This window comes from Psychrilyobacter atlanticus DSM 19335, assembly GCF_000426625.1.
In the GTDB taxonomy this organism is placed as follows: Bacteria; Fusobacteriota; Fusobacteriia; order Fusobacteriales; family Fusobacteriaceae; genus Psychrilyobacter; species Psychrilyobacter atlanticus.
Map to the genome: position 1 here is coordinate 2098643 of NZ_KE384547.1, position 17611 is coordinate 2116253.

Here is a 17611-nt window from a genome sequence, read left to right on the forward strand (position 1 = left end):
TTATACTTTACTATATTTCTTCCGTTATATGGAATTTTTTCCCATACTCTCCTAATATATATAATTTTTTCTTAATTTTCCTTTTTATAAATAAAAAAAGGAGATGACCTAGGTCATCTCCTAATAATATACTTTATAATTTTAAAATTATTCAGTCATTCCATATTTCTTTAATAATTCTGCATCTTCATCTCTGTCAGCATCTAATTCTATCTTCTTGATAGATAATTTTACTTTTTGATCAGCAGCTGAGATTTCAATAACTTCAGCAGTTACTTCTTGACCAATTTCAAATTTTTCTTTTAAATCTTTAACGAAGTCTTTTGAAACTTGAGAGATATGGATCATACCATCTAAACCATGTCCCATGTCGATGAAGATTCCGAAGTCAGCGATACTAGAGATTTTCTTAGTAACTACGCTTCCTACTCCTACTTCTTCAGATAAGATTTCCCAAGGGCTTTTAGTTAATTGCTTAATTCCACCTTTGATTTTCTTGTTTTCTTTATCTATAGCTAAAATTTGGAATTCTACCTTATCTCCTACAGCTAATTTGTTCTCTAACTTAGCCCAAGCGAAGTCAGATGTATGGATAAATGCATCGATTCCTTCTTCAACTTCAACGAAAACTCCGTAAGGTTTTGTATCAACTATTGTTCCAGTTGCTTTATCTCCCTCTTTGAATTTCTCATCGATGATAGCCCAAGGATCTACGCTTAATTGCTTGATTCCTAATTTTAATTTCTTGTCTTCAGAGTTTAAATCTAAGATTCTAACTTGTACTTTATCTCCAGCTGAAATAAATTCACCTAAGTTGATTTTCTTGTTGTTCCAAGAGAAATCAGAGATATGAACTAATCCTTCGATTCCGTCTTCTAATTTAACGAAAGCTCCAAATTTAACAATTTTAGTAACTTCTCCTTCAACAGTTGTATCTACAGTATACTTATCTGCTGCTGTTGCCCAAGGATCTTGAGATAATTGTTTGATAGATAATTTAAGACTCTTCTTCTCAGCATCTAATGTGATGATTTGAGCATTGATCTTATCTCCTGCTTTATATAAAGTGTTTAAGTCGTCTACCTTACCCCATGAAATTTCAGAGATATGGATGAATCCTAATACATTTTCTACTCTTACAGATAATCCAAATTTTAATACACTCTTAACTTCTACTTCAACGATTTGATTTTCGCTTAATTTAGCAAATGCTTCTGCTTCTACCATAGCTACTACATCTCTTCTAGAAACTAATACTTTCTTTCTGTTTCTTTCTGTTTTGATATCTTTAACTATAACTTCTACTTCTAAACCAATTACGTTTTCTGTAGAATCTTTTCTGATTTGAGATAAAGAGTTAGGCATGAATGCTGAGTGAGCCATTACTTCTACTATATATCCACCATTTACTTTTCTTACGATTTTACCAGTTACTACTTCTTTATTTTCAAGGGCAGCTTCTAATTTAACTACAGCTTCCTCTTGTACAACTGCTCTTCTTGATACTCTGATATGTCCTTCATCATCACTGTCTTCAGTGATAGCTACTCTGATCATATCTCCTACTTCAAATTCAGTTATTTCTTCAGTTCTAACGATTCCTTCAGTAGCTCCTTTTATATCTAAGTAAGAATAATCTCTCTCCTTACTAATTATTTCAGCTTCTACTATTTCCCCTCTTTGTACCTGCTTTGGTGCATATTGATTTAACATTTCCTCAAAGCTTAATTCCTCAAAATTCTCTGTGTTATCAACCATTACAACGTCCTCCTAATAATATACTTTCTATTTTTTCAACTATTTCATCAGGTGTGGAAGCACCTGCTGTTATACCTATTCTGTTACCCTTTTCAAACCATTCAAAATCTAGATCTTTATAAGTTTGTATCAGATAGCTCTTTTGGTTTATCCCCTTGGAGATATTGTATAATTTTTTTGTATTTGAACTATTTTTCCCACCTATAATGAGCATTACATCTACCTCGGTAGATAATTTTTCTACTGCTTTCTGCCTTTCAAAAGTAGCACCGCAAATAGTATTTCCAACCTTACAGTTTTCATATTTATTTTCTATGTATTCAGTCATCTCTTTATAGAGATTTTTATTTAAAGTAGTCTGAGCTAATATATAGTATTTTTCTGATTCCTCAAATTTCATCTTTTTTAATTCATCAAAATCTTTTACTACTTTCACATCACATCCGAAAGATATGATCCCCCTAACCTCAGGATGAAATTCATCTCCTATGAAGATGATCTTATATCCACTTTTTTCATGATTTATAAGTTCTTCCCTACTTCTTTTTACAAAAATACACGCTACATCATACATTCTAACATTTTTTTGATTTAAAATCTCATATATTTTTTTTATTGTTCCATGGGCACGAATTATTACAGAGTCTCCCTGACGGATTTCATCTCTTCCCTCTAGAACTTCTTCCTCTGTGACAACTATAATCCCCTTAGACTTTAATTGCTCTATCACCTGTTCATTATGGACTAGCATCCCCAGCATGTATATTTTTTGATCTGATTTTATGGTTTCAGCTAGATCTACAGCTTCCTTTACACCAAAACAAAAGCCCATCTTCTCTGCTCTTTTTAATATATAATTATTCTTCATTAAAGGTGTCTACTTCTACTAATTTTTTTAGTGCTTCTAATGCTGCACCTTCATCTTCACCGTCTGCTGTGATAGTTAATGTTCTTCCCTGCTCTGCAGCTAACAGCATAAGACCCATGATACTCTTTCCATTTATTTCTTCGTCATCACAAATAACCATTATCTCTGAATCATATTCAGTAGCTATCTGTACAAATAATGAAGATGGTCTGGCATGTAATCCTGCTTTATTTTTAATCTCTACGTCTATCGTTTTCAACTGTAATCACCTCTATATATTCTTTTAGAATCTCTTTAACTTCCTTTCCATTATTACATTTTAGTAATTTAGGTTTTAGTTTGTTTTGGAGATCTCTTCTATCTAATCTTAAAATTGTTCTCTTTGCCATGGGTATATAAGTCGATAACATACTGAACCTATCTATCCCAAAACTCATAAGGGCTGCTATAGCCATTGGATCATTAGCCATCTCTCCGCAGACACTTATTTTCTTCTTTTGCCTTATAGCTTCTTCAGCTATATGATTTATAGTCCGAAGAACTGCAGGTTCAAAATAATCATTCAGATAAGCAACATCGGCGCTTAGCCTGTCTGCTGCCATGACATACTGAGTAAGATCATTAGTTCCCAGACTAAAGAAATCTACATACTTTGAAAATTTATCTATCAAGAATGCAGTCGAAGGGACCTCTACCATTACCCCAGTTTCTATATAACCAGCATATTCTAACCCTTCTTCTTTCAACTCTTTTTTTACTGAAGCCAGTATTTTCTTTATTTGAATTATCTCCTGTAGATTAGATATCATAGGAAACATAACTTTTATTTTTCTATCCTTTGCTACCCTTAGGATTGCCCTTAACTGAGTTCTAAAGATATTTTCATGGGCCAGGGTAAATCTGATCCCTCTAAATCCTAAAAATGGATTTTCTTCAAAAGGCATCTCATAATAAGGAAGTTGTTTATCTGCTCCTATATCCAGAGTTCTTATAATGAGCTCTCTCTCTCCCTCTAATTTTTCCACTTTTTTATAGGCTCTTTCATATAGCTCTATCTGCTGTTGCTCTGTAGGGAAAAATTTACTTTCCATATATAGAAATTCTGTTCTGAGAAGTCCTACCCCATCTGCCATACTATTATTTAGTGACAGAAGATCTGTTATCCCACCAATATTGGCATTTAAGACTATCTCTTTACCATCTTTAGTTACAGCAGGCAGGCCCTTTAATTTTTTATTCTCTTCCCTTATGGCCAGTAACTTTGCTTTTTCTTTCTTATATTCTATAATTTGCTCATCTGTAGGATCTTTGATTACACAAGGTTCACCTTTTCTGGTATCCAATATTATCTTGTTTTTCCATTCCATTCGAGATACATTTTTTACCCCCATAAGGGTAGGTATCCCAAAAGTCTTAGCTAAGATAGCCACATGTGAAGTTGCCCCACTATATTCAGTAACTATTCCCAATAAATTGATCTTATCATGATGCATCTTAAATAGTTCCGACGGAAGGATCTCCTTGGTTACTAGGATCTTATTATCTAATTCATGCAATTCACAGTTTTCCACCATTAACTGCCCTATTATCTTTTCTCCAACGTCTTGGATATCTACAGCTCTCTGTCTATAAACAGGATCTTTCATGTCTTTAAACATATCTACATAAAATTCCACTACATCTGCTACAATTTTTTCAATATTAACTAATTCTTTTTTTAATCTTTTACCTATCTCTGATAATAATACTGGGTCATCTAATATCATAAGATGTACATTTAGGATCTTTAAATCATTGCTTTTTACTTTTCCTTTTAACGACGATTTTAAAAATTTAAGTTCTTGTTTGGCATCTCTTATTGCCGCCTCAAATCTCTTTATCTCATCTTCTAGCATATGTGGCTCTATCTTGTATTCCTCTAGTGCTGCCTGTTTTTTCCCTCTTAGATATGGTTCCCCTATTACTATACCTTCAAAAATAGCCTTTCCCATTATCTTTTCCATATACTTACCCCTTTTAATTTATTATCTCTTATAATTATATTCCATTTTCGTAGTTTTTTCAAGAAGTTCTGTAATTATCGTAAGAATATATAACACTAAATATTACAAGTAATAATTCGTCTCCTAATTTATTTTTTAGAGACAAAAAGTAACGTGACATTGTATCTAGACAGGCACAATCTAGATTTTTATAATTTTTAGAAATTTTGGTGATACTTCTTGTGATTAGTTTTTCCAAAACTAAAAAAGATAGAGTTTTCAATTGAGAAAACTCTATCTTTATAATTTACATATCTCTTGTTATTACTATATTTACCCCTGTATCAAAAATATTTTCACTGACAATATCTCCCATCTTTACCGGAGATTTAACCTCTAAGGTATTTATCAAATCCATACATTTAAAGTTTAACTCTTTAGGGATATCTCCTGCTGTTTTTACAGGTACCCTGTTATGAATTCCACCTGATATCTTAATCGTTGAAGTTACTACACGGGTAGGAGCAGTCAATTCTTTTTTACCGTATACAGCTCCTCTAGGACACTGATTTCCTGTTGTTTTGTAGTCATTTTGTTCGTCTACCTCTATATGACATCCCATTGGACAAACTATACATATTAGTTTTTTCATCTATTCTCCTCCTATCTCTTTATTGTAACTTCGATCTTATTTGTTTTGATCTTATCCATAAATACTTTTGGAATCATTATTTTTTCCATCTCTCCAGGGGCCATATGAGATTTTTTCAAACTCATTATTGTTTCATCCCCACATCTTACTTCTAATTTTACATCTTTAAATACTTCTCTAACTCTCATAAATACTTCTAAACCTTTATCTACATTTTCTTTTCTAAATTTTTGAGGAACTGTATAGCTGACACCGTTAGTTCCATCTATCTCTACAAATTCTTCATTTCTTTTAATTTCATTTTTTATATATTTAGCAGCATTTATCCCTGCTCTTCTAGATTCAGCACTTACGAAATCTACTAAGTCATGTACATGAACTACATTTCCACATGCAAATATTCCTTCAATAGATGTTTCCATAGACTCATTTACAATAGGTCCTGATGTTCTTCTATCTAATACAATCCCTGCATTTCTAGAAAGATCATTCTCTGGGATTAATCCTACAGATAATAATAGTGTATCTACATCATAGTTGATCTCAGTTCCTGGAATAGGTTTTCTGTTCTCATCGACCTTTGCTACTGTTACCCTTTCTAGTCTACCGTCACCTTTTACATTTGTAACTGTATGACTGAGTAGTAATGGTATATCATAATCTTCTAAACACTGTACTATATTACGAGTAAGTCCACCTGAGTAAGGCATAAGTTCCACTACAGCTTCTACTTTTGCTCCCTCTAATGTCATCCTTCTAGCCATGATAAGTCCGATATCTCCAGATCCTAAGATAACTACTTTTTTTCCTACCATATATCCTTCCATATTTACAAATCTTTGAGCCGTTCCTGCTGTAAATATTCCTGCTGGTCTATCTCCTGGAATCGCTATAGCTCCCCTTGTTCTTTCTCTACATCCCATAGCTAAAACTATCGCTTGAGCTTCTATCTCCATATATCCGTCTACAGAGTTGATAGCCTGTATTTTTTTCTCCGCACTTACATCTAGTACCATTGTATCTAATTTATATTCTATTCCCTGTTCAGCCATTTGATTTATAAATCTTTGAGCATATTCAGGTCCTGTAAGTTCCTCTTTAAACTCATGTAATCCAAATCCATTATGGATACACTGCTGCAAGATCCCTCCTAATTCATTATCTCTTTCAATAATAAGTACTTCTTTAATCCCATTTTTTTTAGCTTCTATTGCTGCAGCCAGCCCTGCCGGTCCACCACCTAATACTACTAATTCATATTTCATCTATTTCCTCCAAAATTATAGTTTAATTTTAAATTCCTTTCTCTTCGGTGTTTCCACAAGGTCACGAATATTAAAAATTTCTTATAGTTAAAAAGAATTTTCTAAATGTGATATTAGAGGAAACTATTGTACTACCTCAGATATTTTCTTGAATTTATTTTTTAGTTTCTCCAGTTAATATGTATGAATCTGCCTTATCTAATACAATTTCTTCCAAACTTTTCCCTAATTCACGAGCTAAGATCTCTTGTATTCTAGGACCACAGAATCCACCTTGACACCTTCCCATTCCTGGTCTGCATCTTTTTTTCACACCATCTACTGTAGTCGCTCCTACATTTCTATGAATAGAATCTATTATTTCACCCTCAGTGATATTTTCACATCTACATATCATGTTTCCATATCTTCTGTCCTGGTTGATTAATTCTGCTTTTTTTTCAGCAGTTTCACTTATAAATTCATAGTGTTTTTTTCTGTTAGGCTTAAACTCTTTATTTAATTCTACATCTCCTAAGATCTTTTTAGCTATCTCTACCACGTCTGCTGCAATAGCTGGAGCTGATGATAATCCTGGTGATTTTATTCCTGCTACATCTATAAATCCTTTAGCTCCCTCTACCTCTTCAATTATAAAGTCGTTTGTACTAGGCTGAGCTCTAAGTCCTGCAAAGTTTCTGATACCTTCTCTGAAATTTAACTCCTTTATAGATTTTAATGCGTGTTCCCTTACAAAATCTAATCTTTCTGCTGTAGTAGCTAAGTTAGCTCTGTCACTTAGATCCTCAGCATCTGGTCCTGCCAATACATTTCCATGAACTGTAGGAGTTACTAAAACACCCTTTCCTAATTTAGTAGGACATTGGAATATTACGTGATTAACTAATTCTCCCTGTGTTTTGTCTAAAACGAAATATTGTCCCCTTCTAGGAGTTATTTTAAATGTTTCCTCTGCTACCATTCCATGTATTTTGTCTGCATATACTCCAGAAGCATTTATGATACATCTAGTTTCATAATCTCTTTGGTTTGTGATTACTCTATATCCACCCTCTATTTTTTCTATATTCAAAACTTCTGTATTTAAGTCTAATTTCACACCATTATCTACAGCATTTTCCATAAGTGCTATAGTCATCTCCCATGGTCCTACTACTCCACCTGTAGGAGCTAATAGTGCCGCAACTGCATCTTCATTTATCTTTGGTTCAACTTTTTGTAATTCTTCTTTCTCTATTATTCTTACACCTGGAATATTATTTTCTATTCCTCTTTGTAATAATTCTTCTATATGAGCTCTTTCCTCTTCACTGTTTGCAACTACCAATGATCCTATTCTTTTGAATGGAAAGTCTAATTCCTCACTTAATTTATCAAACATTGCATTTCCCAAGGCATTATATTTAGCCATCAAAGTTCCCTCTGTAGCATCGTATCCTGCATGTACAATGGCTGAATTCGCCTTAGTTGTTCCATTGGCTACATCTGTTTCCTTATCTAATACCACCACATTCAGACTATATTTTGAAAGTTCCCTTGCTATAGATCCCCCTATTATTCCTGCCCCTACTATTAAAATATCTTGCATTGCTACCTCCTTAAAAATAACTAAATCTAATTTTATTTGAAAACAAAAATAGCTGAACAAAACAGAATACGTATACTCTGTTTTGTCCAGCTCTCTTCATCTCTAGCTTCTATTCAATTTATACCATAATTATACACTATAACCCTTATTTTTACAATTTTTATTTAATTTTCTATTTATTATTCTTTAAAACCTTTTTTTAATTAATCCGGGTTACACTTATAACTTCTTCAAATTTCCTTATTATGTTGAAAAAATATTTTGAACTTACATATTTAGGCAGTGAAAAATGCATTACTTTTTTTATAAGGATGCGTTCTCCATCATCTATCTCACTTATTTTTTTATCTACAACTATCTTTATATCCTTTTCTTTGGCAATCTCCTTAATTATACTCTCTAAGTCGTCACTTTGTTCGTACTCTAAGATCACCTTCTTTATCTTCCTCTTCTCAATAAATGTCGTTTCAATCTTTTTCATCAGATACGACAGTAATAATATCATGGCAGAAGCTGGGAGGATAAAAGGATAAAATCCATACCCTATTCCTATTCCTAATATTGCTACAAGCCAAAGTGTCGCGGCAGTAGTTAGACCCCTGACCTTGTCTCCCCCTGTCATAATTACCCCAGCACCTAAAAATCCCAGCCCTGATATAACCTGAGCTGTCAGTCTGGTAGGATCGGCTTTTACATTACCTATATTCAACCCTGCTTCGGCTGTTTTATTAGATATCATAAGCTGGATTACCGATACTATTGCAGCTCCTGCACAGGCCAGCATATTTGTTTTCATTCCTGCAGGTTTCCCACGACTTTTTCTCTCTAATCCAAACAATGCCCCAACTACGCAGGCTATAAATACTCGAAGCATAAATTCATATAAACTCATTCCATAAAGCGTCATTATCATTTCCATAATTTATCCACTCCCTGCACGGGCTACCCTAGCCCTAATCCATCCTTAACGGATACCATCTACTATATTCTAAAAAAGAAGCTTTGTATACCTTAATCTACAAAACTTCCTTTTTATTTTTTTATTTCAAATTTTTATGTATTGTTTTCACAGATTCAAATATATAGGTTGGTAAGATATTAGATGTTTTCACATCCTCCTCTGTAGCTTCACCTGTAAGCACCAAGATAGAATCTATTCCAGCATTCTCTCCTAATTTCATATCTGTATAGAGTCTGTCTCCTACCATAACTACATCTTCCGGTTCCAGATTATACTTATCTAAGATAGACTCTATTATCAGTTTATTGGGTTTACCTATAATCTTTGGAGATACACCAGCAGCTGCTTCAAACATCTTTATCATAGCACCTGTATCAGGCATACTCTTTCCCATAGGTAGAGGACACACATAATCTGGATGGGTAGCTAAAAACTCCACCCCATCCTTTATATAATCACAAGCTATCCATATCTTTTCATAGGTTAAAGTGGTATCAAACCCTAAAACTACATAGTCCGGATTAGAATCCCTGTCTTTAACTAAGATGAATCCATTTTCTTCAAACTCTGCCTCTAAATATTCATTTCCCAGTAAATAAATTTTGGCTCCTGGTTTGAACTTATTTATATAGATCCTGGTTGCTTCCCCTGAGGTAAATATCTTATCCTCTTCCACTTCAAATCCCATCTTCTTTAATTTCTCACAGTAAACTCCACTATTTTTAGAGGAATTATTGGTTAAAAATACAAAGTTTTTTCCTATCTTTTCTATATGTTCTAAAAGCTCCACAGCTCCATCTATAAAATTATCTCCCAAATAGATGGTTCCGTCCATATCAAATATAAAACATTTTTTATTTTTCAATTCACTCATAATTCATCTACCCCAGTAAATTTGGTATAAACATAGCTACAGGTGCTGAATAAGTTAGAAGTATCAATACTAACATCAGAGCCACTATGAATGGTATTATCTCTTTTACGAAATCATCTAATTTGACGCCGACTATGGTACAGGTCGTAAACATCATAGACCCGAATGGAGGAGTTATTCCACCAATCATAATATTAACTATCAGGATTACCCCAAAGTGAATAGGATCTATTCCCATACTTGTTACTGCCGGTACTAATAATGGTGCTAATATAATAAGAGCTGCTCCACCCTCTATAAACATCCCGATAAATAATAATAATAAGTTAATTATTATTAGTAATACAAACTTACTGTCTGTAAAGTCCATCAAGAATGTTGTAATAGTTTGAGGTATTCTTTCTAAAGTTAGATAATAACCAAATACTTTAGCTCCTATGATAAGGAACATAACCGATCCGGTACCGTATACCGTATCTCTTAAAATAATTGGTATATGTCTTAACTTTAATTTTTTATATACAAAAGTTCCTATTACTACACAAAATAATACCGCCATTCCTCCTGCTTCTGTAGGAGTAAATAGTCCAAAACGCATTCCTAATATAATTCCAAATGGAATAAGTAGTGCCCAGATAGAATCTTTAAACTGGATAGCAATCTCTTTAGGAGTAGCCATCTTGTCTCTTGAAGGCAGATATCCTCTTTTTTTAGAGATTACATGAACAGTTATCATAAGCGCTAATGTCATCAATACACCTGGTGTATATCCTGCTAAAAACATCTTTGATACAGATACATTGGCTATCAATGCATAGATAATCAGATTTGTTCCTGGTGGTATTACTGGACTGACAGAAGATGAAGCCGCAGTTACTGCTGCTGAAAAGGGAGCACTAAACCCTCTTTTTCTCATTTCTGGCACTAGTATTTTAGATTGCATGGCTGCATCTGCATTTGCAGATCCTGATATACCACCCATCATCATACTTAAAACTACATTTACTTGAGCTAATCCGCCGGCCATATGCCCTGCTAATACCTCTGCCATTGCCATCAAACTATTACTAATTCCAGAATAGTTCATTACCGATCCTACCATTATAAAAAACGGTACCGCTAAATATGGAAATGACTCAATAGAGGTTACAAATCTTTGCATGATCATGTTCATTGACATAATATTATCTACGAAGATAAAATAATACATCGATGCACCCATTAATGCAAAGGCTATCGGTATATTTAAGAAAAACAATATAAATAAAATTATTATTGGATAAAAACCTTCCACTTTCTCACTTCCTTTTCGACTAAATTAATTTTTTTCTACTTTTCTTTGCTCATCCATGAATAAGATTATATCCTTAACCAAAAATTCCAATGAATAAAAGGTCATCAATCCGAATGAAACCACTATAGATGAATTTATATATACATAAGATACCTCTAACGCCGAAGTAATCTTATCTGATCCTACTGTGTAGTTGTAACTCAAATAAAAGAGGGTTGCTGTTAAAATAAATAAGAAACTATATATTATTAATTCTAAAAACCTTCTTCCTTTATATGGAAGTGCCTGCGTCAAAACCTCCACTCCTATCAATGCTTTGTCTTTATAAGCTGCTGTAGCTCCTAAAAATACAGTCCATATGAAACATCCTACAGATACCTCTTCAATCCAAGCAAATTGAATTCCAAAACCATATCTTAAAATAACATTCGTTATTACAGATAATACTGTGACACTTATCGTTATACTCCCCAGAATTACTTCTATATTTCTAAAGAAATTTTTCATATTCCACCCCATATTCAATTATCTTTAATGTATAAAGGATAATCGTGAACAGTCAGTGATAAACTCCTACCACAACTAGTCACGATTATCGAATTATACCTTTAAAATTTTAATTTTTTCTTATTATTTAGCTCTGATTACTTTTAATTCTTTTTCAATTTCACCGTAGATTCCAGGAGTCCACTTAGGGAACTTAGAGAATACTTTAGCAGTTTCTACATTGAATGAAGGTAGATCTACCTCATTGAATTTAACTCCTAATTCCTCTAACTTAACTTTGTATTCTGTTTGTAACTCGACAGTAACATCATTGTTATATTTAGCTCCTGCATCAAATTCTTCTTGGATGATAGTTCTTTGGTTCTCAGATAATCCTTCCCATACTGTTTTAGAGATAGAAACTGCTGATACACCTAATAAATGATTAGTTAAAGAAACATTTTTTCTAACTTCATATATTTTAGTTCCATAGATAGTCATTAGAGATCCCTCTAAACCATCTACTACTCCTTGTTGAATTCCACTGTATACCTCTGTAAATGGTAATGGAGTAGGGTTCGCTCCCATTGCTTCTAATGTGTACATGTATAATTGACTGTTTGGTACTCTTATTTTTAACCCTTTAAGGTCTGCAGGAGTTTTTACTACTTTATCCGTTAACATACTTCTGAATCCAAATAAGTAATCTAAAGATAATACTTTGATTCCTTTTTTGTCTGCTTCACCTTTTAATTTTTTTACTAAATCTGATTGAGTCATTGCTAAATACTCATCAAAGTTCTTATATAACATAGGTCCGTTGATAGCGTTAAAATCAGGTACATAGTCTCCTATGAAGTTAAGTCCGTCTACTGATATCCAGTTTGCACCATTAGCTACTTGTTCCATACTGTCCTTACCGATTGGTAATTGTCCACCGGCGTATACTTGAATTTCAACATTTCCATTAGATCTTTCCTTGATCTTTTCAGCTACTCTTTTTAATGACTTAGCTGTCTGCTCGTCTTCTACAAACTTAGTACTTAATTTAATAACTACCTTTTTCTCACCATTTTCTGTTGCTGCTTCTTCTTTTTTACCACAACTAACAAATAACATAGTAGCTGCTATTAACAATGTTAACATCTTAAAAACTTTCCTCATTTTTTTCCCCCTATTATTTAATTTTTTATTTTAATAAACGGTTCTTATTAATAACTTTTTTATTTATTTATAAAGTTTACGGCACGATCAGGGAAATCTGTAAATACCCCATCTACTCCAACCTTATTATAAAAGATATCCAGCATATCTTCAAAATCCGATGCATACGCAGGTATTCTACCCTCATCTAATCTGAATGTATAAGGATGTACTTCCATTCCATATCTATGAGCATCTTTCACCATATCTGTAATAATCAAATTGTCTTTTGTAGATTCGTCTGTTACAAGCATAGGCTTCCAAGGTCCTATTCCGTCAGCATATTGAGATATCTTTTTCATCCCTCCATCTTCAAACATCCAGTCGTAGTTGTAAGGAACTGCTTTTCCATCTTCATATACCATTGTTTCATCCCAGCTAGTCTCTGCTATTAACTGTACTAACTTAATATCCATTCCAAATTCTGGTAATAATTCTTCTTTTAAACGCACAACTTCATTCGGGTCAAAACATTGTAAATAAACTAGATCACTTTTTTTAGTATATCCATACTTTTTAAGAACTTTCAATACTGCTACACTGATGTCTTTCCCTTCATGTCTATGGAACCAAGGCGCCTTAATCTCTGGATAAATTCCAATATTTTTACCTGTACTTTTATTTAATCCCTGGATTAATTCGATCTCCTCAGCTAAAGTATGAACTTTAAAGTCTGATTTCCAAATTGGGAATCTTTCAGGAAATCCTGCTACTGTTTTCCCATCCTTAACATTAAACCCTTCAGTCATCTTAAGACCCTTTATCTCCTTTAACGTAAAGTCGATAGCATAATATCTACCGTCTTCCCTCTTTCTATATGGATAAACTTCAGCTACATTGGTTACTCTGTCTAAATAATGATCATGCAGTACAACCAATTCATTATCCTTAGTCATAACTACATCCTGTTCAATATAATCTGCTCCCATTGCATATGCCATAGATTTTGCTGCCATACTATGCTCAGGTAAATAACCACTAGCTCCCCTGTGAGCTACTACAATTTTTTTTGTTTCTTCTTTTTTCTCCCCTGCAACACCTGTACTACTACATCCCACAAATGCCAGCATCAACAATAAACCAATTATTTTTTTCATCTTCCCTCCCTTTTTATTTACGATAAAATATCGCCTTTCCACTAGATAAACATAATCTGACTTTTTTTAACCTTTTTCTCCCTAAACGTCTCTAACGTCTGATATTTTAACACTTTCATGTAAATTCTTCGTATTTTCTGAGTAAATTCTTCGTAAAGACAACAAAAAAAGTTATTATAAAAATATTGTATGCAACCATACAATTTATAATAACCCTACTCTATTTACTCTAGGTGTATTTATTTTTGTCTTATATTAAGAATATGACATAAATACTCAAAAGTCAAGAAAATTGTTCGTTTTATAATATAAAGTGGTTATTTTTTTCACATTTTATGCAATTACGGGGCTATTTAAATAATTTTTCATTACAAAAGTCCATTTTAAAATAAAAAACCACCTAAAAGGTGGTTTTAATTTTTTTATTTCTTTTTAAATACAAATACTGCTGCTGCTGCTACTAATATAGCTCCTAAAATTCCAAAAAGAGTTTTATTGCTGCTACTCTCTTCAACTGGAGTTTCTACCTCTACGGCTTTAGTCTCAATTTCTGTCTTTGCTACTTGCTTGTCTACGTCTGTATCTACAGTATCATCTACAGATGTTTCCATAACTGCTTCTACTGGTTTTACAACTACTTCTTCCTTCATAGGTTTAGGAGCAGGTTTAGTTTGCTTTTTCACTGATTTTTTTATCGGTTCCGATACTGACTTATAGTCCTCATCGGTTAAAGCTGGTTTTTCTACCTCTACCGTAACTACTTCAGTAGCTACTACCTCTTCTTGAACAACAGCCTCTTCTTGAGGTGCCACCACTTCAACTGTCGTTTCTTTTTTTACAGTTTCATCTTTGCTAGAACAACTTACTAATACTCCTGTTATAGCTAAAATTAACATTATCTTCTTCATGATTAACCTCCTATTATTAGAGTTACTCTTAATTACTATAATACTTTTCTTATAGAATCTTTTGTAAAAGTAAGTCTAACTCCTTTATCTACTCTGATCACAATATATTGATCGCTTACAGATACAACTTCGCCTTTGATTCCTCCAGCAGTTATAACATCTTTTCCAGGTTGTAAGGCATCTATCATTTCAGCATGTTTTTTTTGCTTCTTTTTATTCGGTCTGATTAAAAACAAATAAAAAATTGCCCCCCATATAATAAGTGTTACTGCCATCCCCGTGTAGCCAGATGTTTTTCCTGCTTGATCCGCTCCAAAAGCTAAAAAATTACTAAACATATCGTACTCCTTTTTGTTAAGTTTTATTATCTAAAGTATAGCACTATCTTTCACATTTTAAAAATTTTTTTTAGATTATTCTAGGAATAATCATTCATTAAACTTCTACATAATTAAACTTTAAATCCTCAATCTTATTTTTTTCCATAACTCTACTTAAATATATAAAAAAAAGAGAAGATTTCCTTCTCTTTTTTTATTTTTTTCTATCTATTTAAATAGATCTTTTAATTTATCAAAAAATCCTTCTTTCATACCTGTGTTTTTGTCCTTTAAACTATCTTCAAAAGCTTTCAATAATTTCTTTTGTTCTGAGTTTAATTTGGTAGGAGTCTCAACTACAACTTTTACCAATTCATCTCCTACTCTTCCACCTCTTGTACTAGGTATTCCCTTTCCACGAAGTCTGAATACCTTTCCAGTTTGAGTTCCCTCTGGGATCTTTATCTTTATTGCTTCATCTAGGGTAGGAATTTGTATATCTCCTCCTAAAACAGCCTTAGTATAAGAGATCGGTACTTCACAAACAATGTCTGATCCGTGTCTTTCAAATATAGCATGTTCTTTTACTCTTATAAATAGATACAGGTCCCCATTTGGTCCACCGTTTTCACTAGCTTCTCCTAATCCACCTAATCTAAGTCTTTGACCATCATCTATTCCAGCCGGGATCTTCACATGTTTTTCTACTTTTTCCTTCTCTACCCCTGTTCCATAACAAGTAGGACACTTTTCTGTAGGAACCTCTCCCTGACCATGACAGTTATCACATTCAACTACATTCTCAAAGTTTCCAAACATAGTTCTCTGAATTTCTTTTACCCTTCCATTACCATGACATTTTGGGCAGGTTTTCTTACTTGTTCCTGGCTTAGCTCCAGTTCCATGACAAGTATGACATTCACCTTTTCTAAAATATTTAACCTCTTTTTCTGTACCCTTTGCAGCTTCTTCAAGGGTGATTTCTACAGTATATCTAAGATCCGCCCCAGGTTCTACACGGGGACCACGAGAACCTCCGCCTCCAAAGAATGAACCGAAAATATCTTCAAAGCCTCCGCCTCCGCCGAATCCACCGAATCCGCCAAAGCCTCCAGCTCCGCCTCCTCCTTGGGAAAATGCATCATGACCAAATCTGTCATATTTAGATTTTTTTTCTCCATCTGAAAGGACTTGATATGCATCATTTACCTCTTTAAATTTGTGCTCTGCATCGTCTTTTTCCTTTGAAGTTGCATTGCTGTATTTATCTGGATGATATTTCATAGCTTTCTTTCTATAAGCTTTTTTTATCTCACTTTCACTGGCTCCTTTAGGTATTCCCAGCGTTTCATAAAAATCTTTTTTAGACATTTTTTTCTCCTTTTTTTCTTCTTCTTTTTGCCACTAATTTACAGTTGTTTAGTGATTCAGTTTCTATTTTTTTAATATAGATCTTAATTATCAGTTATTTCTAACCTTCAACCTTTATCTTTAGACTAGCTTCATATTTTCCCTGACCCTCTAATTTAAGAATCCCATCTTTTTCCTCTAATCTGCCACTTGCATCAACAAAGTCAGCTATTCCATTCCAAGGCTCCAGACATACAAATTCTGCTCCTACCTTATTCCAGAATGCAATATATTTAAAGTTACTATAGTCCATAGTTACAACTCTAGTATTTTTTTTACATCTTAAAGACACATTTTTAGACTCCAGATCTTTAAATATAAGAGCATCATTTTTAAACAGATCTTCAGTCAGCTCTATTTTTTTAGTGTCCTCTAAAAATTTTATGGTATTTCTAGATATATTACTTCCTTCTAAAGGAAGTATTGACGCTGTTTCATTTTTTTCAAATTCCAAATAATAATCCGAAATTTTAATATCCTTATCTACAGGAGTACTAAAGGCAGGATGTGCTCCTATTGAAAAATACATCTCCTCATGGGATATATTTTCTATCTTGTATTCAATAGATAGACGCCCATCTTCTAGACTATATTCCATATATAACTTAAACTCAAATGGATATTTTTTTAGTGTTTCTTCATTTGATTCAAATAAAAAAACTACCTTAGTTTCCCCATGGAAAATAACCTCAAATTTATTGTCCCTTGCAAATCCATGCTGTCCCATCTCATAGGTTATCCCATGGTAACTATATTTACCATCTTTTAATCCCCCTACAATAGGAAACAATACAGGTGAAGTTCTTCCCCAAAATTCAGGGTCAGCATTCCACATAAATTCTTCATTGGTTTTTAAAAATTTTAAACTTTTTAATTCTGCACCATGACTATCTATAACAGCCTCCGCAATTCCATCAGTTATCTTATATCCCATAGTTATTCTCC

General features: G+C 33.3%; 17 protein-coding genes. All 17 read right to left on the reverse strand.

The window, feature by feature from the left end; all coding sequences use genetic code 11:
- Positions 1 to 147: 147 nt before the first annotated feature.
- Positions 148 to 1758 carry a S1 RNA-binding domain-containing protein gene (locus tag K337_RS0110485; protein ID WP_028856568.1) on the reverse strand — a complete coding sequence of 537 codons (1611 nt, stop codon included), beginning with the start codon at positions 1756 to 1758 and terminating at the stop codon, positions 148 to 150.
- On the reverse strand, positions 1751 to 2626 hold the full coding sequence (ispH, locus tag K337_RS0110490; protein WP_028856569.1) for a 4-hydroxy-3-methylbut-2-enyl diphosphate reductase: 876 nt from the start codon (positions 2624 to 2626) through the stop codon (positions 1751 to 1753). Before ispH ends, K337_RS0110485 begins: the two co-directional genes overlap by 8 nt.
- Positions 2616 to 2885, reverse strand: a complete 270-nt coding sequence (locus K337_RS0110495) for an HPr family phosphocarrier protein (RefSeq protein ID WP_028856570.1) — start codon at positions 2883 to 2885, stop codon at positions 2616 to 2618. The genes ispH and K337_RS0110495 overlap by 11 nt, the downstream gene beginning before the upstream one ends.
- Positions 2860 to 4629, reverse strand: a complete 1770-nt coding sequence (gene ptsP / locus K337_RS18250; RefSeq protein ID WP_051251713.1) for a phosphoenolpyruvate--protein phosphotransferase — start codon at positions 4627 to 4629, stop codon at positions 2860 to 2862. The genes K337_RS0110495 and ptsP overlap by 26 nt, the downstream gene beginning before the upstream one ends.
- Before the next feature lie 286 nt (positions 4630 to 4915).
- The gene (locus K337_RS0110505) at positions 4916 to 5260 is read right to left on the reverse strand and encodes a DUF1667 domain-containing protein (RefSeq protein WP_028856571.1); all 345 of its coding nucleotides are present in this window, start codon (positions 5258 to 5260) and stop codon (positions 4916 to 4918) included.
- 11 nt (positions 5261 to 5271) lie between these two features.
- Positions 5272 to 6525, reverse strand: a complete 1254-nt coding sequence (locus K337_RS0110510) for an NAD(P)/FAD-dependent oxidoreductase (protein WP_028856572.1) — start codon at positions 6523 to 6525, stop codon at positions 5272 to 5274.
- Positions 6526 to 6679: 154 nt separating this feature from the next.
- Entirely contained in the window at positions 6680 to 8113 is a 1434-nt protein-coding gene (locus tag K337_RS0110515) for an NAD(P)/FAD-dependent oxidoreductase (protein ID WP_028856573.1), read from the reverse strand.
- Between the two features lie 199 nt (positions 8114 to 8312).
- Entirely contained in the window at positions 8313 to 9032 is a 720-nt protein-coding gene (locus tag K337_RS18255; protein WP_051251714.1) for an MgtC/SapB family protein, read from the reverse strand.
- 121 nt (positions 9033 to 9153) lie between these two features.
- Positions 9154 to 9948, reverse strand: a complete 795-nt coding sequence (locus K337_RS0110525) for an HAD-IIA family hydrolase (protein WP_028856574.1) — start codon at positions 9946 to 9948, stop codon at positions 9154 to 9156.
- A 7-nt stretch (positions 9949 to 9955) separates the two neighbouring features.
- Positions 9956 to 11242, reverse strand: coding sequence for a TRAP transporter large permease (locus K337_RS0110530; protein ID WP_028856575.1), 1287 nt, complete (start codon positions 11240 to 11242; stop codon positions 9956 to 9958).
- Positions 11243 to 11266: 24 nt separating this feature from the next.
- On the reverse strand, positions 11267 to 11749 hold the full coding sequence (locus tag K337_RS0110535) for a TRAP transporter small permease (RefSeq protein ID WP_028856576.1): 483 nt from the start codon (positions 11747 to 11749) through the stop codon (positions 11267 to 11269).
- A gap of 123 nt (positions 11750 to 11872) precedes the next feature.
- Positions 11873 to 12892, reverse strand: a complete 1020-nt coding sequence (locus tag K337_RS0110540; protein ID WP_028856577.1) for a C4-dicarboxylate TRAP transporter substrate-binding protein — start codon at positions 12890 to 12892, stop codon at positions 11873 to 11875.
- 59 nt (positions 12893 to 12951) lie between these two features.
- On the reverse strand, positions 12952 to 14028 hold the full coding sequence (gene glpQ, locus K337_RS0110545) for a glycerophosphodiester phosphodiesterase (protein WP_028856578.1): 1077 nt from the start codon (positions 14026 to 14028) through the stop codon (positions 12952 to 12954).
- A gap of 422 nt (positions 14029 to 14450) precedes the next feature.
- Positions 14451 to 14936 (reverse strand): hypothetical protein, encoded by a 486-nt coding sequence (locus K337_RS0110550; RefSeq protein ID WP_028856579.1) that lies wholly within the window; start codon positions 14934 to 14936, stop codon positions 14451 to 14453.
- A gap of 35 nt (positions 14937 to 14971) precedes the next feature.
- Positions 14972 to 15274 (reverse strand): preprotein translocase subunit YajC, encoded by a 303-nt coding sequence (yajC, locus tag K337_RS0110555; RefSeq protein WP_084140854.1) that lies wholly within the window; start codon positions 15272 to 15274, stop codon positions 14972 to 14974.
- Positions 15275 to 15484: 210 nt separating this feature from the next.
- Positions 15485 to 16627, reverse strand: coding sequence for a molecular chaperone DnaJ (gene dnaJ, locus K337_RS0110560; protein WP_028856581.1), 1143 nt, complete (start codon positions 16625 to 16627; stop codon positions 15485 to 15487).
- Positions 16628 to 16727: 100 nt separating this feature from the next.
- Entirely contained in the window at positions 16728 to 17600 is an 873-nt protein-coding gene (locus K337_RS0110565; protein WP_028856582.1) for an aldose 1-epimerase family protein, read from the reverse strand.
- Between the last annotated feature and the right edge of the window lie 11 nt (positions 17601 to 17611).